Source organism: Erwinia sp. ErVv1 (genome assembly GCF_900068895.1).
Lineage (GTDB): Bacteria > Pseudomonadota > Gammaproteobacteria > Enterobacterales > Enterobacteriaceae > Erwinia.
On sequence record NZ_CDPK01000007.1, the window covers coordinates 75,828 to 97,078 of the forward strand.

Genomic DNA, 21,251 nt, shown 5'->3' on the forward strand with positions numbered 1-21,251 from the left:
AGAATTATCTGGCGATAAGCGCGTCACAAAATGCGATACGCGGTGCTGAACGGGTCGATGTGTAACTTGATGTGTCATAGGAAGTATGCTTTATGAGGACAGGAATGAAAGATCGTTATAGAAGGGAGTTCAACTATGTTCAGCCTGCTGCGCCTGATACTGTTTGCCAGCTGTCTTTTGACCACGCTAACCGCTTTTGCCTCTGCCCACCGTAATCTGCCGCTGATGCCCTGGCCTCAGCAGGTCATTCAGCCTGAAGCTGGCGGTAGCCTGGCACTGAATAATCGGCTGATCATTCGCGTGGAGGGGGACGATCTGGGCGATGCAGTCCCGCGCTGGCGACAGCGTATCGGTTTGCAGACCGGTTGGGAAATGCTGCCTCAAACGGGCCAGGGGCAGAAGGCGGACATTCTGATCTCCATCGCCAAACGGGTTAATGCTATCCCTCAGCCCGACAGTGATGAAAGCTATAGCCTGACCGTCAGCGGGGATGGCGTAAAGCTCGCCGCCGTTACCCGCTTTGGCGCGATGCGCGGTATGGAAACCCTGCTTCAGCTGGTGGGCAATACACCGCAGAGCGGTACGCTCCCCTGGGTGACAATCCATGATAAACCGCGCTTCCCCTGGCGCGGCATCCTGCTCGATCCGGCCCGGCACTTCCTCCCGCTGGAGACCCTGCGCCGTCAGATCGATGGCATTGCTGCGGCGCGTATGAACGTCTTTCACTGGCATCTGACCGACGATCAGGGCTGGCGGTTTGCCTCTGAACATTTCCCCCAGCTGCAACAGAAGGGCAGCGACGGGCTGTTTTATAGCCGTGAGCAGATGAAGGCGCTGGTACAGTACGCTGCCGAACGTGGGGTGCGGGTGGTGCCGGAAATCGATCTCCCAGGCCACGCGACTGCGCTGGCCGCCGCCATGCCGGAGTTAATCAGCGCGCCCGGCCCTTATCAGATCGAACGCGGCTGGGGCGTCTTCAAACCCTTGCTCGATCCCAGCAGTGAGAAAGTCTATGCATTTATCGACACGCTGGTGGGCGAGGTAGCGGCGATCTTCCCGGATCCCTGGCTGCACATTGGCGGGGACGAGGTGGATGCCACCCAGTGGAAGGCCTCTGCCCACATTCAGCAGTTTATGCGGGTTCAGGGACTAAAGGATGAGCATGCGCTACAGGCTTACTTCAATCAGCGTGTGGAAAAGATCCTTGAAAAGCACCACCGGCAGATGGTCGGCTGGGATGAAATCGCCCATCCCGACCTGCCGCGCACCATCCTGATCCAATCCTGGCAGGGGCAGGATGCGCTGGGTGAGGTGGGCCGCAATAACAGGCGCGGTATCCTTTCTGCCGGCTTCTATCTCGACCAGCCCCAGCCTGCGTCTTATCACTATCGCAATGAAGTCTATCCCAGCGGTTTGAACGGTGAAGACCGACTACGCCCTGGCGATGTCGCTCATAGCTGGGCATTCACCATGCCAAGGCTGAAAGGGAGCGCGGTCAGGGGCAGCTTCACGCTGATCGAGCATGACAGCCGCTGGCGTGGCTTTATTGATTTCGCCGGAAGGTCACGTCGGCTGGTGCATAACCTTGAGTGGTTGGCCCCGGATCGGCTCACCTTCAGCGTGGACAGCTGGATGGGTGAATTCATGCCGGTGGTTACCCTGAAGGAGAACCAACTCAGCGGTTATATACGGGTGGGGAACACCCGCTATCCGGCTGAGGGGGAGCGGATGGAAAAGATGCCGACCGGTATCCAGCCGAGCCTGCCCAGCGGGCAGCAGATGCAGGATAATTTGCTGGGCGGGGAGGCCGCACTCTGGTCGGAGCTGGTCAATCCGCAGGTTATCGACATTCGCCTCTGGCCCCGTGCATTCGTGGTAGCGGAACGTCTGTGGTCGGCGAAAGAGGTGACCGAGGAGGAGAATATGTATCAGCGCCTGGCGGCGGTGGATGCATGGTCAACGGTATCGGTCGGGCTGCAACAGCACGCGCAGGTGCAGACGCAGATGATTCGTCTGGCCAACGGCAGTGATACGCTTCCGCTACAGATTCTCGCCGAAGCGCTGGAGCCTGCACAGTATTACACGCGGCAGCATCTGAAGTTTCAGGCGGGTCATTACGATCTTAGCGAGCCGCTTAATCGCCTGGCCGACATACTGCCTGCGGAGAGCGACGCTATTCGCAGGCTAAACCTTCAGGTTGAGGCGCTGATTAATCATCGCGGCGATCGTCAGGCCATGCAGGCGGTTCGTCGCCAGCTAACGCTTTGGCAGCAAAATATCCCGGTCGTGACTGAGCTGCTGGCAAAAAATACGCAGCTACGACCGCTGTTGTCGGTCGCGAAGCAGGTTGAAGCAATAAGCCGCATCGGGCTGTCGCTGCTGGATGCGCGGGAATATCACCGCAGTTTTAGCGCAAACGAGCTGGCAAAAATGGCGCTGCTGCTGGACAGTGCAGCGGTAACGCAGGATGAGGTGGTGATTGCGCTGGTTCGGCCGGTTGAGAAACTGCTGAGGGCGGAAAAATAGCGGGTGGGAAACAGGGGAAAAGCGCCCCGCCCGTTAAAAGGCGAGGCGATAGCATTAGCGACGAACGGCGATCGCTTCGATTTCGATTTTCACATCTTTTGGCAACCGTGCGACTTCCACGCAGGAGCGGGCCGGGAAGCGGGCATTGTGCGCGGTGAAAAAGGCTTCATAGGCGGCGTTAACGGTGGCGAAGTCATTCAGATCCTTGACGAATACCGTCGTTTTAACGATGTCGCCGACGGTCAGTCCGGCGGCTTCTACGATAGCGCGCACGTTCTCCAGCGACTGATGCGCCTGTGCGGCGACGTCATCGGCCACGGTGCCGGTTTCGGGATCGACTGGGATCTGGCCGGAGGTGATGATCATGCTGCCAAGATCGACGCCCTGCACATAGGGGCCGATCGCGGCGGGTGCGTTTTCAGTACTGATTTCGCGAGACATACGTTCTCCCTGATAAATGAGGACGTGATTTCGTCCGGTGTCGGCTCATTATAGGCGGCTGACGATTGATTACCAGTTCGCCAGCACCACGTGGTGAGCGAAGGCTTTTTCACAGTATTTACAGGTTAACTGCACGTCACCGTGACGTTTTTTTACGGCAAAGCTGGAGTTCACCGGCTCGCTGCGGCTGATGCAGTTGCTGTTCGGACAGGTGAGTACCCGTTCAATCGTATCCGGCAGCATTGGCGCGATTTTCCCCACCACCTCATATTCATCAATGCGGTTAACCGTGGCGTGGGGCGCATAGACCGCCAGCTGGTTGATCTGATCGTCGGTCAGAAAGGTATTCTCGATTTTGATCAGATCCTTACGTCCCAGCTCACCGGAGGGCAGGTTAAGGCCGATGGTAATGCGCTGATCGGTCTCCGTCAGGCGGAACAGTGAAAGCAGCTTAAAGCCAATTTGCGCCGGAATGTGGTCGATTACCGTGCCGCGTTTGATCGCTTCGACCTGCAATTTATTATCGTGCGTCATCATCAATACCCCTTACAGAGCCAGTTCGCGATTCAGTACCAGCGCCAGCAGAGCCTGGCGCGCATAAATGCCGTTTCCGGCCTGCTGGAAATACCAGGCGTACGGCGTTTTATCGACATCTGTGCTGATTTCATCAATACGCGGCAGAGGGTGCAGCACCTTCATATTGTCGCGAGCGCCAGCCAGGTCGGCGGCGCGCAGGACAAACTGCGCCTTAACGTTGGCATATTCCGACGGATCGAGGCGCTCTTTCTGCACGCGGGTCATATAGAGAATATCCACCTGCGACACCACTTCTTCAATGCTGTCGTGACGGCTCCAGGTAATACCCTTTTCGTCCAGCATATCGGTGATATAGGCGGGCATCGCCAGCGCATCCGGGGCGATAAACCAGAAGCGGTTACCCTCAAACTTAGCCAGCGCCTGCGCCAGAGAGTGCACCGTGCGGCCATATTTGAGGTCACCCACCATGGCGACGTCAAGATTGCTGAGACGGCCCTGCGTTTCCAGAATGGTAAACAGATCCAGCAGCGTCTGAGTGGGATGCTGATTAGCCCCGTCACCGGCGTTCAGAACGGGAATGCCGCCGGAAAACTCGGTCGCCAGGCGCGCGGCGCCCTCCTGAGGATGGCGCATGACAATGGCATCAACATAGGTGCTAATCACTGAGATGGTGTCGGCCAGCGTCTCACCCTTTTTGCCGAGCGAGGTATTGCCCCCGTCGGCGAAGCCCACGACCGAGGCGCCCAAACGGTGGATGGCAGTTTCAAATGAGAGCCGCGTGCGGGTCGAGGCTTCAAAAAAGCAGCTGGCGACCACGCTGTGCTTCAGCAGCTCCGGCTGTGGATTCGCCTTCAGGCTGGCGGCGGTATGCAGCACCAGCTCAAGCTCTTCACGGTTGAGATCGTTGATAGAAATAATATGTCTGTGATACAGCGGATTGGCCATCTTCACACCCCTTATACCTGCCGGTTAGCTGAAAAACGGGCAAAAAAAAGCCCCTCACGGAGGGGCTTTTTTTTATGAATAGTGATGCCGGAGTGGGAAAAACGGTGCTGCCCGCCCGTGGTCAGGCGCGTCAGTTCAGTTGTATTAACGGTACGCAGTTTCATACATCCTCCAGGCAAACGGGGGGCATTATACGCAGATGCTGGCGGTGTTCAAGATATCATCAGCGCTTTCTTTCGCCTTCCGCACTCACTTTGTACGGTAAGCGTGATGCGAACCCACCTTATTTTACCCAGCCTCCTCCTGAGGCACTGTTGGCAATAGCGACTCAGGGGAACCGGACAGGCAGCGCACCCGCCTCATCGGAGGAGGGCGCGTCCCGCCATGCCTGCTGCTCCTCACCGGAGCAGGGCTGTAGCAGTGCCGTAATATGCTGGTGGAGACGCCGAATAGCGTGCGCGGTGCGCGGTGCTATCCAGATACAGTTATTCGTGGCGACCACGCCGAGTATCCCATCCAGCTTCCAGTGTTCAATTACGCGTGCAACGGCGCGTGCGTAGCCAGCCGCGACGTGAACGACGATAAATTTTTCATTGTAATCCACGCTGACCACCATGGCAGAAAGCGGGCTGACCGCGTCGGGCTTACTCTGCAGGGCCGAGGCCAGCGCATAAATTTTCTCCCCCCGGGCATTGGCGACTTTAACCACGTCCAGCAGGGTTAATAATTTTGACACGGTTGACTGACTGATCTCCGGGTAGCCCCGCAGCTGAAGTGCCGTTCTTATCTCCTGCTGGCTGTGGAAGCTATGCGCATCAATGAGCTGACGGCAGAGCGTCAGCTGGCTGTTTTCCCGATCGAGCGTTGCCGTAGATTTTTTTGACATAGCCTTAGTTCCCATTACTCCGTTGCGACCCAGGGTGGGTATCCATGAGGGGCAGAATTATCGCGACTATCCGAGCAGTGCGCCCAGACTTAGCGCAGCAATAAGCAAAATCATCAGCAGCAGCAACAGCGGAGCTATCCATTTCACCCAGCGAACATAGGGAACGCGAGCAATCGCCAGACCGCCCATGACCACCGCCGAGGTGGGCGTAATCAGGTTGACCAGGCCGGATGCAGACTGATAAGCCGTCACCACCAGATCGCGGCTGATATGCGAAAAATCAGCCAGCGGGGCGAGGATAGGCATGGTTAAGACCGCCAGGCCAGATGAGGAGGGCACCAGGAAGGAGAGCACGCCCTCAAGCAGAAACATCACGCTGATAAAGGCGGCCGAGGAAAGTCCGGTCACGGTGACTTCGGCGGCATGCAGGATGGAGTGGGTAATCATACCGTTGTCCATCACCACCACAATGCCGCGGGCGATACCAATAATCAGGGCCACGCCCAGCAGGTCGCGCGCGCCGTCGATAAAGGTGCTGGAGAGCTCTTTCTCACTCATACGGGCCACCAGGCCGATAACGATTGCTGCCACCAGAAAGACGCCGGAAATCTCCGCCATCCACCAGCCCCGAACCGCCACGCCATAGATCATCACCGCAAAGGCCACGGCAAAGAGCACGAGGATCACCTTGCGCACGGGCGTAAAAGCCCGACTGCTGTCATCGGCGTGATCGTTCAGGAAAAACGCGCGATGTTCGCTAAGCAGATCCGCGACGATCGACTTTGAGGGATCGCGACGAACCCTGACCGCATAGCGCATGACCCAGAGTACGCAGATAAGCCAGCCGACCAGCAGGATCACCAGGCGAAAGCCAATACCGGCGGTAAAAGAGATCCCTGCGGCATTAGAAGCGATCACCGTTGCAAAGGGGTTGATCGTCGAACCCAGGGTGCCGATCCCCGCGCCCAGCATCACCGTGGCGGCAGCGACGACCGAATCGAAGCGGGCGGCCAGCATGACCGGCACCAGCAGCGAGTAGAAGGGGAGCGACTCCTCGGTCATGCCATAAATGGTGCCCCCTGCGGCAAACAGCGCCATCAGGATCGGGATCATCCACTCCTCTCTGCCCTTCAGCCGCTGCATCACCCGCTCTATACCGGCATCGATGGCACCCGTCTTGTTCACCACGCCCAGAAAGCCGCCGATCACCAGGATAAACAGCGCGACATCAATGGCACCCGCCTGATAGGTTTTGTGATCGTACAGGCCATCTCCCGGTGCCAGTACAATGTCCACCAGCCCTTGAGGATGCGGCGTGGTCGGCTGCCAGGTGCCGGCAATGGGTACGCTCTTATTCAGCGTGGTGTTCATCTCCATCTGGTACTGACCTGCCGGAATGACCCATGTCAGGCCCGCTACCAGCGCGATGAGTATCAGTAAAATGGTATAGGCCGACGGAAAGGTAAACTTACGCATAACGTCTTATCCTTAATCGCTATTTAAGCCGCCGCTCCGACTGGAAGCGGAGCGGCGGAGGGGGAGGCTAAACGCCGAGGGTGGCGACCATCACCGCTTTAATCGAGTGCATACGGTTTTCTGCCTGGTCGAAGACAATCGAGTGGTGAGATTCAAATACGTCGTCGGTCACCTCCAGCCCCTTCATGCCGAAGGCTTCCTCAATTTCCCGCCCGGTTCGGGTCATTTCATTGTGGAAAGCGGGCAGGCAGTGCATAAATTTCACCTGCGGATTATGCGTGGCCGCCAGCACATCGGCATTCACCTGATAGGGCGTCATCAGCGCGACGCGCTCTGCCCACGCCTCTTTTGGCTCTCCCATGGAGACCCAGACGTCGGTATAGAGGAAGTCCACGCCCTCCACGCCTTCGCTAACCTTCTCGGTGAGGGTGATTCGCCCGCCGCTTTCCCGTGCCAGCGCCTGGCAGGTGGCGACCAGCTCCGCGTCAGGCCAGAACGATTTCGGCGCCACCAGGCGGATATCCATCCCCATTTTGGCCGCGCCCACCATCAGTGAATTCCCCATGTTGTTACGCGCATCGCCAAGGTAGGCAAAAGCGATCTGGTGCAGCGATTTACCGGGAGCGTGTTCCAGCATGGTCATCAGATCGGCCAGGATCTGCGTGGGGTGGAACTGATCGGTCAGCCCGTTCCAGACCGGCACGCCGGCAAACTCAGCCAGCTCCTCCACAATCTCCTGCCCAAATCCACGATACTCAATGCCGTCATACATCCGGCCCAGTACGCGGGCGGTATCTTTCATCGACTCTTTGTGTCCAATCTGGCTGCCGCTGGGGCCAAGATAGGTCACCTGCGCACCCTGATCGAAGGCGGCAACCTCAAACGCACAGCGGGTGCGGGTGGAGGTTTTTTCAAAAATTAGCGCAATGTTTTTTCCCTTCAGGTGTTTCTCTTCATGACCCGCATATTTGGCATTTTTTAGTGAAAAGGAGAGATCGAGCAGGCCCTGGATTTCAGAGCGGGTAAAGTCCAGTAGCTTGAGGAAATGGCGGTTATGCAGTGAAGATGACATGAAAATTTCCTTAAATTGAGAAAGTTAATCTTTGAATCAGAGATTGAGTGACTTAGAGACTCGGAGATTGAGTGACTCAGAGATTCAGAGACTCAGAGACTCAGCTGCTCAGTAGCTCAGTAGCTCAGTAACTCCGTAGCTCAGCGACTAAGCGCGGATAAGCGTGCCTTTACGGCCTTCCAGGATCTCTGCGGCATCCGCAAGCGAACCTATCCCGGCCATCCCCTGCTGCTGTTCAACAAATTCACAGCATGCGGCAACTTTAGGGCCCATCGATCCGGCATCGAAAGCGATCCCTTTCAGGTCGGCGGGGGTTATCTGGTGCAGCGCCCGGCTGTCGGGCTGGCCCCAGTTCAGATAGACCGCATCGGCATCGGTCAGGATCAGCAGCGCATCTGCCGAGAGGTGTGAAGCCAGCAGGGCGGCAGAGAGGTCTTTGTCGATAACGGCCTCGGCTCCGCACAGTTGCCCCCCGGGGTGACGCACCACCGGGATGCCGCCGCCGCCGTTGCAAATCACCAGATGCCCCTTTTTCGCCAGCGCCTGAATCGCTTCCAGCTCGACGATGCGTACCGGCAGTGGCGAAGGCACCACCCGGCGTACAAAGTCACCGTCGGCTTTCATCGTCCAGTTCTGGGCCTGGGCCAGGGCGCTGGCCTGTTCGGGGCGGTAAACCGGACCGATGTACTTGGTGGGATTATGGAAGGCGGGATCCTGGCTATCGATCTCCACCTGGGTCAGTAGCATGCTGATCGGCTGCTGTGGCAGGGCATTTTGCAGTGCCTGCTGAAGCATGTAGCCAATCATTCCCTGCGTCTCGGCCACCAGCACATCCAGCGGCCAGGGCGCGTTGGCATCGTAGGCGCTGTTCTGCAGTGCCAGAAGCCCAACCTGCGGTCCGTTGCCGTGTACCAGCACCACCCGCCACGTCTGCGTCAGTGCGGCAATGGCGCTGGCCGCCTGTTCAATATTTTTACGCTGAGTATCTGCTTCAAGCCGCTCGCCGCGTTTCAACAGGGCGTTCCCGCCCAGCGCCACCACTAATAGAGGTTTGGTCATTAGCTTTTCCTGTGTTCAGAGGCCATCACGTTCCAGCGGGCAGCTCATGCAGCGCGCGCCGCCACGCCCTCTGCCCAGTTCGTTACCGGGAATGGGTAATACCCTGATGCCAGCTTTGTCATATTTCTCATTGGTATAAGTGTTACGCTCATAGCCAATAACCACGCCGGGGCGCACTGTGAGCACGTTGTTGGCATCATTCCACTGTTCACGCTCGGCTTCGAAGCGGTCGCCGCCCGTAGTGATCAAACGGACCTGATCAATACCCAGGGCCTGTTCAATGGCATGCATAACGGTTTTCTCCTCCCTGCGCGCCAGTCCGCCGTGACCATCGCTGGTCAGGGTCCAGCTGCGGGTTTGCCGGGTGATAACGTCCGGATAAATGGAGAAGGTATTCAGGTCGAGCTGGGTCATCACGGTATCAAGATGCATACAGGCGCGATGTTTGGGCAGCTCAATTGCAATAACCTTGCTGGCCTGATGGTGGTGGAACAGCGAGCGGGCGAGGAACTCAATGCCGCAGGGGGTAGTGCGCTCGGACATGCCGATCATGACCGTGCCGTTTCCCAGCACCAGCACGTCGCCGCCCTCCAGCGTGGTCTCTTCGTAATTGACGCCTTCCTCATCGAAATAGTGAATGAAGTCTCCGCCAGCAAAGGTCGGGTGCCAGCGATAGATGGCGCGCAGATTGCTGGTTTCCCGCCTTCTGGCCGCTTTGGCCATGGGGTTAATCGACACACCGTTATAGATCCAGCACGAGGTATCGCGAGTGAACAGATGGTTGGGCAGGGGCGCCATAATAAAGTCATCCGGCGCGTGAATATCTGAGGTCATGCTGCTAAAGCCCGATGGCATCTCTCCATAGGTCAGACCGCCAGAGAGGTTACGTGCAAGCTGTCCGTGGGGCGCATCCGCCAGCCAGCCGCGAATATCCGCCGCCAGAGAAGGGCCAAGGTGATAATCGGAAATCTGCGTGTTCAGCAGCCAGGCTTTGGCCTCTGGCACCGCAAGCGTTTCGGTCAGCAGCTGGGTGAAAAGCAGGACCTCTACGCCCTGATCGCGTAACGTTTGGGCGAAAAAATCGTGCTCTTCACCGGCTTTTTCCACCGACAGCACGTCGTCAAACAGAAGCTCCTGACAGTTAGAAGGGGTAAGGCGTTTCAGGCTTAAATGAGGGCGGTGAAGCATCACGGATCGAAGCTGTCCTATTTCCGATCCAACATAGTGTTTTTTCATATTCAGTTCCGTTTGTTCAGGGAATAGCAGTACCAAATGAATAAATCCTTTCATTTGGCATCAGCTTATTACCAGTAAGGTTGCCAGGTGATAGTAACCATCGTTGCCTGACCAAATTTGATATCTGTCACAAAAAAATAAGCGGAATGAACTATGCGGATTTAATTTGATGAGGGTCATGTGACGTGCATTCTGTAATGCTAAAGAAATGAATAATTAAAGGATTATTACGATTAAGTTTCTCTGTTGCGGGATTCTAATAGAGTGAAGCCTACCCTTGCATGAATGCAGCTATATGAATATTAAGGTTTTTATTTTTATTTTGAATGGTTATGGCTAAACCTGATAAAAATATCTGTAAAAGTCATTTTCATTTGAAATATTTATTCCTTCTGACGCAAATGGCCGTATGGCCTGTTTGTGATGAAAGGGTAAGAATTATTTTTAATGTGGAAAACTCAAAAGGTTGGAGTGGTTAATTTATTGCCAGGAAAATAATATATGCCAGTGAGGTGCATAATTATTTCTGGTTGTCTCAGGGAACGCGCTTCAGTTAGAAATAAATATATTCCAGCGTGGAAGCGGTCAGAGAGAAAAGCCAGCGGATCAATTTTCAATGACCCGCTGGTGACAGGTATTAATGCGTATCAGACAGCGTTGCAACCATTACTGCTTTGATGGTGTGAAGACGGTTCTCTGCCTGATCGAACACTACGCTGTGGGGGGATTCAAACACCTCGTCCGTGACTTCCATGCCGCCATGCAGATCGTACTGCTGAGCCATCTGCTGGCCAAGAGTGGTCTGGTCGTCGTGGAAAGCGGGCAGGCAGTGCAGGAACTTCACCTGCGGATTGCCGGTCAGCGCCAGCATGGCGCTATTAACCTGATAGGGGCGCAGCAGCGTAATCCGCTCCTTCCAGACCTCCTTTGGTTCGCCCATGGAGACCCAGACGTCGGTATAGATAAAATCAGCGCCCCGCACGCCTTCGGCAATATTTTCGGTAAGGGTAATTTTACCGCCGGTTTTAGCTGCCGCCGCCCGACACTCGGCCACCAGCGCCTCATCCGGCCAGCAGCCTTTTGGCGCCACCAGGCGCAGATCCAGACCGACCAGCGCGGCGGCCTCCATCATCGTATTGCCCATATTGTTATGCGCATCGCCGACGTAGACAAACACCATTTCGCTGAGGGATTTTTCCGGCAGATGCTCCTGCATGGTCAGCAGATCGGCCAGCAGCTGGGTAGGGTGGAACTCATCGGTCAGGCCGTTCCATACCGGCACGCCCGCGTGTTCGGCCAGCGATTCAACCAGCGCCTGCCCATAGCCACGGTATTGAATGCCGTGGTACATCCTGCCCAGCACGCGGGCGGTATCCTTGATCGACTCCTTATGGCCGATCTGGCTGCCGCTGGCCCCGAGCCAGGTCACCCTGGCACCCTGATCGTAGGCGGCAACTTCGAAAGAGCATCGCGTACGGGTCGAGTCTTTTTCGAAGATGAGCGCAATGTTCTTCCCTTGCAGGTGCTGAACTTCCTCACCGTTTTTCTTATCGGACTTCAGGGTGGCGGCCAGCGCCAGCAGGGCGTTTATTTCAGCAGGCGTAAAATCGAGCAGCCTGAGAAAATGACGCTGGTATAAATGACTCATAAAGCACTCCGTGTGGTCTTTATTGAATTAAAATTCAATTTAACCGTATGAATATTCATTTTCAACCTCGGCGCGCAGAAACTTTTGTATAAAGGTAGTGGCGCGAAGGGCAGTGTGGGAAAATACTGATAAGAGAAGCCACATACTGAGGAACAGATCATGGCGAACGAAGCTTTATTGGAAGAGCAGCGCGAAGAGACGCGACTGATAATTGAAGAACTGCTGGATGACGGCAGCGATCCGGATGCGCTCTACACCATTGAGCACCACCTCTCCTGCGACAGCTTTGACGCGCTGGAAAAGGCGGCGGTTGAAGCCTTTAAAATCGGCTATGAAGTGACGGAGCCGGAAGAGCTGGAGCTGGAAGACGGCACCAAAGTGATGTGCTGCGATATTCTGAGCGAGGCGGCGCTGAACGCTGAACTGATCGATGCCCAGGTTGAGCAACTGGTCGATCTGGCTGGCAAGTTCAACGTCGACTACGACGGATGGGGAACCTATTTCGAAGATCCCGATGCCGAAGACGAAGAGGACGATGGCGAAGAGATTGACGACGAAGACAATGGCATTCGTCACTGATCCCCTGCTTGCCCCCATTCACGCCTTTCTGCAATGCCGCACGCCCCAGGCCTGGATTGACCAGGCCTGTCGGCCAGAGAATCTGCCGCTGCTGCTGACCGACCACCTGGTGTGTGAGCTGAAAGCGGCACAGACCGCCATGTGGCTGATCCGTAAATACGTGGCGGATAAAGAGAGCGGCGATGCGCTGCTGGCGTGGCTAAAACCCTGGGAGCAGTTCGTTCACAGCGAAAATGCGGATCTGGCCTTCCTGGAACAGCATCGGGCGCTGTCGAAAGCGGTTATCAGCCGCGTCGAAGCGCCCTGGGGCGATGCGCTGGTGGACAAAATGGTGCTGTTGATCAAGGAGGAGCTGCACCATTTCTATCAGGTGCTGGAAATTATGCAGGCACGCAGCATTCCCTATATCAAAATCACTGCCAGCCGCTATGCCAAAGGGCTGCTGCGTGAGGTCACCACCCATGAACCCCAGACGCTGGTCGATAAGCTGATTTGCGGGGCCTATATTGAAGCGCGCTCCTGCGAACGATTCGCCAGCCTGGCGCCCCATCTGGACGGGGAGCTGGCGGCATTTTATGTTTCGCTCCTGCGATCCGAGGCGCGGCACTATCAGGACTACCTGGCGCTGGCCGCTGAAATTTCCACCACCGACATCAGCGCGCGGGTCAGACAAATTGGCGTAACCGAAGCAAAGCTGATCCAGTCACCGGACGGCGAGCTGCGCTTTCACAGCGGCGTACCGGCATTTGCAACGGCCTGAGCCTCTGCGGCGTGGCGATCGACCGCGCCGCTCAGAGGCTTTTCAGCATCCGTACTTCGCAGTCAACGTGCCCGGTGCAGCCCAGCGGGCCGTCGATATGCGTAAAGCCCAGGTGTTCATACAGCCGTACCGCGCGGCTCAGCGAGGCCGTCGTCTCCAGATAGCAGCGGGTAAAACCCCGTTCGCGGGCAAAGTCCATCGCCTGCATCGCCAGCTCGCGCGCCTGCCCCATGCCGCGTACGGCGGGCATAAAGTACATCTTCTGTAGCTCACAGATGCCCGGCTCGCTGCACAGCAGAGGCGCCACGCCGCCGCCGCCCACAATCCTGCCCTCAAGTTCAATCACCCAGTAGGCGCTGTCAGACTGGCTGTACAGCTCATACAGATGGTCGAGATTAGGGTCGGCCACGGTGAAGCCTTTGTCGGCGGTCAGACCAAACTCAGCGGAGACCTCGCGGATCACGCGGGCGATATGCGGATTATCTTCTGCCTGAATGGGGCGAACCAGCAGGCCGGTGGGTAGCGTCGTCATAACTCAGTGCCGTTAGTTTTCTGGTTTGATGGCAGTGTAATAACATCGCAGCGGCTGTGATGCAATCCCGGCCAATAAAAAGGCCCGGAGAGCGCTGCTCTGCCGGGCCTTGAGGGCAACATCAGTGATTACAGGGCGTTGATGATCGCCTGCTGCTCAATCAGTTTGACCTTCGCCTGCTCAAACTCAGTCATGCGCTCACGCTCTTTCGCCACGACGGCAGCAGGGGCGCGGGAGACAAAACCTTCGTTTGAGAGCTTGCTTTCGATCTTACCGATTTCCACTTCCAGCTTAGTCACTTCCTTCGCCAGACGCTCCAGCTCGGCAGCCTTATCCACCAGATCCGCCATCGGGATCAGCAGCTCGGCGCCGTCGATAATCTTGGTGACGGAAACCGGGCCTTTATCGTCGGCAGACAGCAGGCTGATGCTGGCCAGTCGCGCCAGCGATTTCAGGAAGCTGTGGTTGTCGTTAACCCGACGCACCACCTCGGCGCTGCTGGCGCGCAGCAGCACGTCCAGCGGACGGGAAGGGGCGATGTTCATCTCGGCGCGAATATTACGCACCGCGACGATAGCCTGCTTCAGCCACTCGGTGTCGCTGAGGGCGACATCGTCAACCTTGCTGGCCTCAAAGGCCGGCATCGGTTGCAGCATGATGGTGTCATCGCTGATGTTCTTCAGCACCTTCACGCGCTGCCAGATGGTTTCGGTAATAAACGGAATAATCGGATGCGCCAGACGCAGCAGGGCTTCCAGCACGGTAACCAGCGTATTGCGGGTGCCGCGCAGCTCTGCTTCATTTCCACCGGTCATTACCGGCTTAGCCAGCTCCAGATACCAGTCGCAGAACTGGTTCCAGGTGAACTCATACAGGATATTGGCCGCGATATCGAAGCGGTAGCTATCCAGCGCTTCGCGGTAAGCTTTCACCGTCTGGTTGAATTCGGCAAGGATCCAGCGGTCGGCCAGGGAGAGCGTCATCTCGCCGCCATTGAAGCCGCAATCCATGCCTTCGGTATTCATCAGCACAAAGCGGCTGGCGTTCCACAGCTTGTTACAGAAGTTGCGGTAGCCCTCCAGGCGCTTCATATCCCAGTTGATATCGCGTCCGGTAGAGGCCAGCGCCGCCAGGGTGAAGCGCAGCGCATCGGTGCCATGCGGCTCAATGCCGTTCGGGAACTGCTTCTCGGTGCGCTTGCGGATTTTCTCTGCCAGCTGCGGCTGCATCATGTTGCCGGTGCGTTTAGCCACCAGATCCGGCAGCGATATCCCGTCCACCATATCCAGCGGATCGATGACGTTGCCTTTCGACTTCGACATCTTCTGCCCTTCGTCATCGCGGATCAGACCGGTCATATAGACGGTGTTAAACGGCACCTGCGGCTTGCCATCCTCATCCTTGATAAAGTGCATGGTCAGCATGATCATGCGGGCAATCCAGAAGAAGATGATGTCGAAGCCGCTCACCAGCACGCTGGTAGGGTGGAAGGTACGCAGCGCTTCGGTATTCTCAGGCCAGCCCAGCGTTGAGAAGGTCCACAGGCCGGAGGAGAACCAGGTGTCCAGCACGTCTTCGTCCTGGCTCAGCACCAGATCGTCAGCCAGGTTATTATCGGCGCGCGCCTCAGCTTCGGTGCGGCCAACGTAAACATTGCCCTCGGTATCGTACCAGGCCGGAATGCGGTGGCCCCACCACAGCTGGCGGGAAATACACCAGTCCTGAATATCGCGCATCCAGGAGAAGTACATGTTCTCGTACTGCTTAGGCACGAACTTGATATCACCCTGCTCAACGGCTTCCACCGCCACTTTTGCCAGGGGCGCGGTACGCACGTACCACTGATCGGTCAGCATCGGCTCAATTACCACGCCGCCGCGATCGCCATAAGGCACGGTCAGGTCGTGCGGCTTGATCTCGTCCAGCAGGCCCCGCGCATCAATGGCGGCCACCACGGCCTTACGCGCGGCAAAGCGCTCAAGCTTCTGGAATTCCGCCGGGATGGTGGGATCGCACTGGGTGGACTCTTCCCCGTTGGTGTCATAAACCTGCGCAGATTCACGGATATCACCGTCAAAGGTCAGGATATTGATCATCGGCAGCTTGTGACGGCGGCCCACTTCGTAGTCGTTGAAGTCGTGCGCCGGGGTGATTTTCACGCAGCCGGTGCCTTTCTCCATATCCGCATGTTCGTCACCGACGATGGGAATACGGCGGTTAACCAGCGGCAGCTCAACAAATTTGCCGATCAGATCCTTGTAGCGCGGATCCTCGGGGTTAACCGCGACGCCGGTATCGCCCAGCACGGTTTCGGGGCGGGTCGTCGCCACCACCAGATAATCTTTGCCATCGGCGGTTTTAACGCCGTCGGCCAGCGGATAGCGGATATGCCACATCGAGCCTTTTGACTCGCGGTTCTCCACTTCCAGGTCGGAAATCGCCGTGCGCAGCTTAGGATCCCAGTTCACCAGGCGCTTGCCGCGATAGATCAGGTTCTCTTTGTACAGGCGCACAAAGACTTCCTTCACCGCGTTGGACAGACCTTCATCCATGGTGAAGCGCTCGCGCTCCCAGTCCACGGAGTTGCCCAGACGGCGCATCTGACGGGTAATGGTGCCGCCGGATTCCGCCTTCCACTGCCAGATTTTGTCGATAAAGGCGTCGCGTCCGTAATCCTTACGCGTTTTACCCTCTTCAGCCGCGATTTTACGCTCCACCACCATCTGGGTCGCGATACCGGCATGGTCGGTCCCGGCCTGCCACAGGGTATTTTTACCCTGCATACGCTGGTAGCGGATCAGGGTATCCATAATGGTTTGCTGGAATGCGTGACCCATATGCAAGCTGCCGGTGACGTTTGGCGGCGGGATCATGATGCAGAAGCTTTCCTGGCTGGTATCGCCATTCGGTTTAAAGTAGCCCTGCTTTTCCCAGTGCTCGTAAAGCGGCTGTTCGATCTCTTGCGGGTTATATGTCTTTTCCATGTCTGCTATATCGTTGGCGGCCCGGGCGGCGTGGCCGTATTCAAGTGGAATCCAACGCTGCGATACGTTTTATAACGATCGCGCGCCAGCTGTTTCAAATTTTCTTCATAAGGCACGAAGTCTATCACTTCATGGAAAGCAGTAGCAAAATCTGCAAACTGCGGCAGCAGGCTGATCAGCAGATCGCGCGGCGCATTACCGCGACGCTGCGGCCAGGCCAGCTCGACCGGGGCGCCGTATTTTGGCCCTTCTCCCGCCAGATTATGCGGGACAAAGGCGCTGGCCGGACGCTTCCACAGCGCCTCGTCCAGCCTGACAGCCTGGGCTTCGTCTTCACAGGCCACCAGTACGCGCTTCCCCTCACGCCAGTGAAGTCCCGCCAGGTCGCAGACCAGCGCCTCAAGGGCGCTGAGTCCGTCAACCGGCGTATCGGTTTCCAGCAGGTAGAAGGTGGCGTTTTTCATTACCGTTAATCGTCGCCGTTAAGGCCGGCGCGGTTCAGCAGGAACTGCGACAGCAGGGCAACCGGACGGCCCGTGGCGCCTTTCGCTTTCCCGGAGCGCCATGCGGTTCCGGCGATATCCAGGTGCGCCCAGTTATATTTGCGGGTAAAGCGCGCCAGGAAGCAGGCAGCGGTGATAGCCCCGCCGGGACGACCGCCGATATTGGCCATATCGGCAAAGTTGGAGTCCAGCTGATCCTGATACTCATCCGACATCGGCAGACGCCACGCGCGGTCGCCGGCCTGTTCGGACGCGCCAATCAGCTCGTGCGCCAGCGGATTATGGTTAGAGAGCAGCCCGCTGATATGGTGGCCCAGCGCAATCACGCAGGCACCGGTCAGGGTCGCGACGTCAATCACCACGTCGGGATCAAAACGCTCAACGTAGGTCAGGGCATCGCACAGCACCAGACGGCCTTCCGCATCGGTATTCAGCACTTCGACGGTCTGGCCGGACATGGTGGTCAGCACGTCGCCCGGACGATAGGCGCGGCCGCCCGGCATGTTCTCACAGCCGGCCAGCACGCCCACCACGTTCAGCGGCAGGTTAAGCTCGGCCACCATGCGCATCACGCCATAGACCGACGCGGCGCCGCACATGTCGTACTTCATCTCGTCCATGGCTTCCGCAGGCTTGATCGACAGGCCGCCGGAGTCAAAGGTCACGCCTTTACCGACCAGCACAATAGGCTTGCTGTCCGCATCCGGGCTGCCCTTGTATTCAATTACCGACATTAGCGATTCATTCTGCGAACCCTGACCGACGGCGAGGTAGGCATTCATGCCCAGCTCTTTCATCTGCTGCTCGCCGATCACCCGCGTGGTGATATTGCTCCAGGCATCGGCCAGCTGGCGCGCCTGGGATGCCAGATAGGCAGCATTACAAATGTTTGGTGGCATATTGCCGAGGTCTTTCGCGGCTTTGACGCCCGCCGCCACGGCCAGACCGTGCTGAATCGCCCGCTCGCCGCAGGTCAGTTCGCGACGGGTTGGGACGTTAAACACCATTTTGCGCAGCGGACGGCGCGGCTCGACCTTATTGCTTTTCAGCTGATCGAAGCTGTACAGCGTCTCTTTGGAGGTTTCAACCGCCTGACGCACTTTCCAGTAGGTGTTGCGGCCCTTAACGTGCAGCTCGGTCAGAAAGCAGACGGCTTCCATCGATCCGGTGTCGTTAAGCGTATTGATGGTCTTCTGAATCACCTGCTTGTACTGCCGCTCATCAAGCTCACGCTCTTTGCCACAGCCAATCAGCAAAATACGTTCAGACAGGATATTCGGCACGTGATGAAGCAGCAACGTCTGCCCGACCTTCCCTTCCAGCTCACCGCGGCGCAGCAGGGCGCTGATGTAGCCATCGCTGATTTTATCCAGCTGTTCAGCAATCGGTGACAGCCTGCGCGGCTCAAACACGCCGACCACAATACAGGCACTGCGCTGTTTTTCCGGGCTACCGCTTTTTACACTGAACTCCATGCACTCTCCTGAATCTTAAAGACAACGGCGCCTGCTGCGGCTAGAATGGTGCGCTTTCGTCACGCGTAACGCCGTGGCACCGCGCCGTTAGGCTAACGGGCAACTTTTAGTTTTGGTGATCACCCGTCACTGGGTAGAATGGTTTTAGCACCACCAGAACACGATTATTGTCATACTATTTTAGCTATGACCATGGCCATCAATGAGAATAAATGGCGTATAAGCGATGAAACTAGCGATTTTCCTGCAAAAAGACAAGTTTTCACAGGCGTACTCAGCGTGATCATCATTAGATATCTGGTCCGGGAAACGCTCAAGAGCCAGCTGGCTATCCTTTTTATCCTGCTGCTAATCTTCTTTTGTCAGAAGTTAGTCAGGATTTTAGGCGCAGCGGCGGACGGCGAAGTACCCACAAATTTAGTCCTGACTTTACTGGGTCTTGGTATTTCGGAAATGGCTCAGCTAATTCTGCCGCTAAGCCTGTTTTTAGCCATTTTAATGACCTTCGGGCGGCTCTATACCGAAAGTGAAATCACCGTTATGCACGCCTGCGGATTGAGCAAGGCGGTGCTGGTGAAAGCTGCAATGGTGCTAATGCTGATCACCGCCGCCGTAGCCGCTGCCAACGTCGCCTGGCTTGGGCCGTGGTCGGCGCGCGATCAGAACGAAGTGACCAAAAACGCCAAGGCTAACCCCGGCGCGGCGGCGCTGGCAGCGGGGCAGTTCCAGCAGTCGGGCGACGGGCAGGCGGTACTCTTTATCGAAAACGTGAAGGGTAACACCTTCGGCAACGTCTTCCTCGCGCAGCTGCGGCCAAAAGACAATGCGCGTCCCTCTGTGGTGGTGGCGGACAAAGGCCATATGTCGCAGCGCCATGACGGATCGCAGGTGGTGACCCTGGATAACGGTACGCGCTTCGAGGGCACGGCGATGCTGCGTGACTTCCGCATTACCGATTTCAAAAACTATCAGGCGATTATCGGGCATCAGGAAGTGCTGCTTGACCCGAACGACGCCGAGCAGATGTCGTTCAGCGCCCTGCGGCACTCCACCAAGCCGGACTTTATCAGCGAGCTCCACTGGCGACTGACGCTGGTCTTCTCCGTGCTGGTAATGGCGCTGATGGTGGTGCCGCTTAGCGTGGTTAACCCACGTCAGGGCCGGGTGCTCTCCATGCTGCCCGCGATGCTGCTCTACCTGATTTTCTTCCTGCTGCAAAGCTCCCTGCGCTCCAGCGGCGCGAAAGGGCGGCTGGATCCGGCGCTGTGGATGTGGGTAGTCAATTTGGGGTATCTGGCGCTGGCGGTGCTGCTTAACCTGTGGGATACGGTGCCGATGCGACGTATTCGCGCGCGCTTCAGCAAGGGAGGCTCCGTCTGATGTTTGGCGTACTCGACAGATATATCGGTAAAACGATTTTCAACACCATCATGGCGACGCTGTTTATGCTGGTGTCGCTCTCCGGCATCATCAAGTTTGTCGATCAGCTGCGTAAAACCGGCCAGGGTGACTACACCGCGGTCGGTGCCGGGCTTTACACCCTGCTCAGCGTGCCGAAGGACATTGAGATCTTCTTCCCCATGGCGGCACTGCTTGGCGCGCTGCTCGGGCTGGGTACGCTGGCCCAGCGCAGCGAGCTGGTGGTGATGCAGGCGTCCGGCTTTACCCGCATGCAGATTGCCGCGTCGGTGATGAAAACCGCCATTCCGCTGGTGCTGCTGACCATGGCGGTCGGCGAATTTGTTGCGCCGCAGGGCGAGCAGATGGCGCGTAACTACCGTGCGCAGCAGATGATTGGCGGTTCGCTGCTCTCCACGCAGAACGGCCTGTGGGCGAAGGACGGGCGTAGCTTTATCTTTATCGAGCGGCTGAAGGACAACAGCGAACTGGGGGGCATCAGTATCTATAACTTTGATAAAGATCGCCGCCTGCAATCGGTGCGCTATGCGGCCTCGGCGAAATATAATGCCAGTGAAAAGCTGTGGGACCTGTCGGAAGTGGAGCAGTCCGATCTGACCGACCCGAAACAGGTGACCGGCAGCCAGACGCTGAGCGGCCAGTGGAAAACCTCCCTGACGCCGGACAAGCTGGGCGTGGTGGCGCTGGACCCGGATGCGCTGTCGATTAGCGGGCTGTATAACTATTCGAAGTACCTTAAGCAGAGCGGCCAGGTTGCCGGACGCTACCAGCTGAATATGTGGAGCAAAATCTTCCAGCCGCTGTCGGTGGCGGTGATGATGCTGATGGCGCTGTCGTTTATTTTCGGCCCGCTGCGCAGCGTATCCATGGGGATGCGGGTGGTAACCGGCATCAGCTTCGGCTTCCTGTTCTACGTGCTGGACCAGATATTTGGCCCGCTGAGCCTGGTCTACAATATCCCACCGGTTTTGGGAGCGCTGCTGCCGAGCGCCGTTTTCTTCGCCATTAGCATGATGATGCTGCTTAAGCGCCGATAGGTGTTGCACAGGGCGGACAGGTAGCAAAAATGCAGACGGCGCTCTGGTTATACCGGGGTGGCAGATGAGAGAAAAGGGGCGGAAATCTAAGATTTTCGCCCCTTTTTTTAACTGTGAATTCCTGAGCTGGCCACGG

General features: G+C 57.2%; 19 protein-coding genes. 5 read left to right on the top strand and 14 right to left on the bottom strand.

Annotated features, from left to right (window positions below; translation table 11 throughout):
- The first annotated feature begins 135 nt into the window (after positions 1-135).
- Positions 136-2,526, top strand: coding sequence for a beta-N-acetylhexosaminidase (locus A1830_RS11965; protein WP_067706052.1), 2,391 nt, complete (start codon positions 136-138; stop codon positions 2,524-2,526).
- A 54-nt stretch (positions 2,527-2,580) separates the two neighbouring features.
- Here A1830_RS11965 and ridA read toward each other — a convergent pair whose 3' ends face one another.
- The 10 genes from ridA to argF (A1830_RS12010) form a co-directional block, all read right to left on the bottom strand.
- The gene (gene ridA, locus A1830_RS11970) at positions 2,581-2,967 is read right to left on the bottom strand and encodes a 2-iminobutanoate/2-iminopropanoate deaminase (RefSeq protein ID WP_067706054.1); all 387 of its coding nucleotides are present in this window, start codon (positions 2,965-2,967) and stop codon (positions 2,581-2,583) included.
- Between the two features lie 69 nt (positions 2,968-3,036).
- A complete protein-coding gene (pyrI, locus tag A1830_RS11975) occupies positions 3,037-3,501 on the bottom strand; it encodes an aspartate carbamoyltransferase regulatory subunit (RefSeq protein WP_067706303.1) in 465 nt (154 codons plus the stop codon).
- A 12-nt stretch (positions 3,502-3,513) separates the two neighbouring features.
- A complete protein-coding gene (gene pyrB, locus A1830_RS11980; protein ID WP_067706056.1) occupies positions 3,514-4,449 on the bottom strand; it encodes an aspartate carbamoyltransferase in 936 nt (311 codons plus the stop codon).
- Between the two features lie 11 nt (positions 4,450-4,460).
- Positions 4,461-4,613, bottom strand: coding sequence for a hypothetical protein (locus tag A1830_RS22655; RefSeq protein WP_156484993.1), 153 nt, complete (start codon positions 4,611-4,613; stop codon positions 4,461-4,463).
- A gap of 164 nt (positions 4,614-4,777) precedes the next feature.
- Positions 4,778-5,335, bottom strand: coding sequence for an arginine repressor (locus A1830_RS11985; protein WP_067706058.1), 558 nt, complete (start codon positions 5,333-5,335; stop codon positions 4,778-4,780).
- Between the two features lie 66 nt (positions 5,336-5,401).
- Positions 5,402-6,811 carry a YfcC family protein gene (locus tag A1830_RS11990; protein ID WP_067706061.1) on the bottom strand — a complete coding sequence of 470 codons (1,410 nt, stop codon included), beginning with the start codon at positions 6,809-6,811 and terminating at the stop codon, positions 5,402-5,404.
- Between the two features lie 67 nt (positions 6,812-6,878).
- The gene (gene argF, locus A1830_RS11995) at positions 6,879-7,883 is read right to left on the bottom strand and encodes an ornithine carbamoyltransferase (protein WP_067706063.1); all 1,005 of its coding nucleotides are present in this window, start codon (positions 7,881-7,883) and stop codon (positions 6,879-6,881) included.
- Between the two features lie 147 nt (positions 7,884-8,030).
- Complete coding sequence (gene arcC / locus A1830_RS12000; RefSeq protein ID WP_067706065.1) at positions 8,031-8,942, bottom strand: carbamate kinase; 912 nt, start codon at positions 8,940-8,942, stop codon at positions 8,031-8,033.
- Between the two features lie 15 nt (positions 8,943-8,957).
- Positions 8,958-10,178 (bottom strand): arginine deiminase, encoded by a 1,221-nt coding sequence (gene arcA, locus A1830_RS12005; RefSeq protein ID WP_067706306.1) that lies wholly within the window; start codon positions 10,176-10,178, stop codon positions 8,958-8,960.
- 637 nt (positions 10,179-10,815) lie between these two features.
- Positions 10,816-11,826 carry an ornithine carbamoyltransferase gene (argF, locus tag A1830_RS12010; protein ID WP_067706068.1) on the bottom strand — a complete coding sequence of 337 codons (1,011 nt, stop codon included), beginning with the start codon at positions 11,824-11,826 and terminating at the stop codon, positions 10,816-10,818.
- 159 nt (positions 11,827-11,985) lie between these two features.
- Here argF (A1830_RS12010) and rraB point away from each other — a divergent pair, with 159 nt between their 5' ends.
- Positions 11,986-12,405, top strand: a complete 420-nt coding sequence (rraB, locus tag A1830_RS12015; RefSeq protein ID WP_067706070.1) for a ribonuclease E inhibitor RraB — start codon at positions 11,986-11,988, stop codon at positions 12,403-12,405.
- Entirely contained in the window at positions 12,389-13,165 is a 777-nt protein-coding gene (gene miaE, locus A1830_RS12020) for a tRNA isopentenyl-2-thiomethyl-A-37 hydroxylase MiaE (protein ID WP_067706072.1), read from the top strand. Before rraB ends, miaE begins: the two co-directional genes overlap by 17 nt.
- Before the next feature lie 31 nt (positions 13,166-13,196).
- Here miaE and A1830_RS12025 read toward each other — a convergent pair whose 3' ends face one another.
- The 4 genes from A1830_RS12025 to pepA form a co-directional block, all read right to left on the bottom strand.
- Positions 13,197-13,697: a GNAT family N-acetyltransferase gene (locus A1830_RS12025; protein WP_067706074.1), complete on the bottom strand. Its 501-nt coding sequence runs from the start codon at positions 13,695-13,697 to the stop codon at positions 13,197-13,199.
- 128 nt (positions 13,698-13,825) lie between these two features.
- Positions 13,826-16,681 (bottom strand): valine--tRNA ligase, encoded by a 2,856-nt coding sequence (locus tag A1830_RS12030; RefSeq protein WP_067706076.1) that lies wholly within the window; start codon positions 16,679-16,681, stop codon positions 13,826-13,828.
- Positions 16,682-16,686: 5 nt separating this feature from the next.
- Entirely contained in the window at positions 16,687-17,145 is a 459-nt protein-coding gene (locus tag A1830_RS12035; RefSeq protein WP_067706078.1) for a DNA polymerase III subunit chi, read from the bottom strand.
- 5 nt (positions 17,146-17,150) lie between these two features.
- Positions 17,151-18,659 carry a leucyl aminopeptidase gene (pepA, locus tag A1830_RS12040; protein WP_067706080.1) on the bottom strand — a complete coding sequence of 503 codons (1,509 nt, stop codon included), beginning with the start codon at positions 18,657-18,659 and terminating at the stop codon, positions 17,151-17,153.
- A 279-nt stretch (positions 18,660-18,938) separates the two neighbouring features.
- On the opposite strand from pepA, the gene lptF reads away from it, so the two are divergent.
- The gene (gene lptF, locus A1830_RS12045; protein ID WP_067706308.1) at positions 18,939-20,039 is read left to right on the top strand and encodes an LPS export ABC transporter permease LptF; all 1,101 of its coding nucleotides are present in this window, start codon (positions 18,939-18,941) and stop codon (positions 20,037-20,039) included.
- Complete coding sequence (lptG, locus tag A1830_RS12050; RefSeq protein WP_067706082.1) at positions 20,039-21,115, top strand: LPS export ABC transporter permease LptG; 1,077 nt, start codon at positions 20,039-20,041, stop codon at positions 21,113-21,115. Before lptF ends, lptG begins: the two co-directional genes overlap by 1 nt.
- Positions 21,116-21,251 lie beyond the last annotated feature (136 nt).

Coding starts and splice junctions, on each gene's coding strand:
- A1830_RS11985 (WP_067706058.1), bottom strand. CDS start 5,335: ATGTCAAAAAAATCTACGGCAACGCTCGATCGGGAAAACAGCCAGCTG.
- lptG (WP_067706082.1), top strand. CDS start 20,039: ATGTTTGGCGTACTCGACAGATATATCGGTAAAACGATTTTCAACACC.
- pyrI (WP_067706303.1), bottom strand. CDS start 3,501: ATGACGCACGATAATAAATTGCAGGTCGAAGCGATCAAACGCGGCACG.
- arcA (WP_067706306.1), bottom strand. CDS start 10,178: ATGAAAAAACACTATGTTGGATCGGAAATAGGACAGCTTCGATCCGTG.
- pepA (WP_067706080.1), bottom strand. CDS start 18,659: ATGGAGTTCAGTGTAAAAAGCGGTAGCCCGGAAAAACAGCGCAGTGCC.
- A1830_RS11990 (WP_067706061.1), bottom strand. CDS start 6,811: ATGCGTAAGTTTACCTTTCCGTCGGCCTATACCATTTTACTGATACTC.
- ridA (WP_067706054.1), bottom strand. CDS start 2,967: ATGTCTCGCGAAATCAGTACTGAAAACGCACCCGCCGCGATCGGCCCC.
- argF (WP_067706063.1), bottom strand. CDS start 7,883: ATGTCATCTTCACTGCATAACCGCCATTTCCTCAAGCTACTGGACTTT.
- arcC (WP_067706065.1), bottom strand. CDS start 8,942: ATGACCAAACCTCTATTAGTGGTGGCGCTGGGCGGGAACGCCCTGTTG.
- argF (WP_067706068.1), bottom strand. CDS start 11,826: ATGAGTCATTTATACCAGCGTCATTTTCTCAGGCTGCTCGATTTTACG.
- A1830_RS12025 (WP_067706074.1), bottom strand. CDS start 13,697: ATGACGACGCTACCCACCGGCCTGCTGGTTCGCCCCATTCAGGCAGAA.
- miaE (WP_067706072.1), top strand. CDS start 12,389: ATGGCATTCGTCACTGATCCCCTGCTTGCCCCCATTCACGCCTTTCTG.
- A1830_RS12030 (WP_067706076.1), bottom strand. CDS start 16,681: ATGGAAAAGACATATAACCCGCAAGAGATCGAACAGCCGCTTTACGAG.
- pyrB (WP_067706056.1), bottom strand. CDS start 4,449: ATGGCCAATCCGCTGTATCACAGACATATTATTTCTATCAACGATCTC.
- rraB (WP_067706070.1), top strand. CDS start 11,986: ATGGCGAACGAAGCTTTATTGGAAGAGCAGCGCGAAGAGACGCGACTG.
- A1830_RS12035 (WP_067706078.1), bottom strand. CDS start 17,145: ATGAAAAACGCCACCTTCTACCTGCTGGAAACCGATACGCCGGTTGAC.
- A1830_RS11965 (WP_067706052.1), top strand. CDS start 136: ATGTTCAGCCTGCTGCGCCTGATACTGTTTGCCAGCTGTCTTTTGACC.
- A1830_RS22655 (WP_156484993.1), bottom strand. CDS start 4,613: ATGAAACTGCGTACCGTTAATACAACTGAACTGACGCGCCTGACCACG.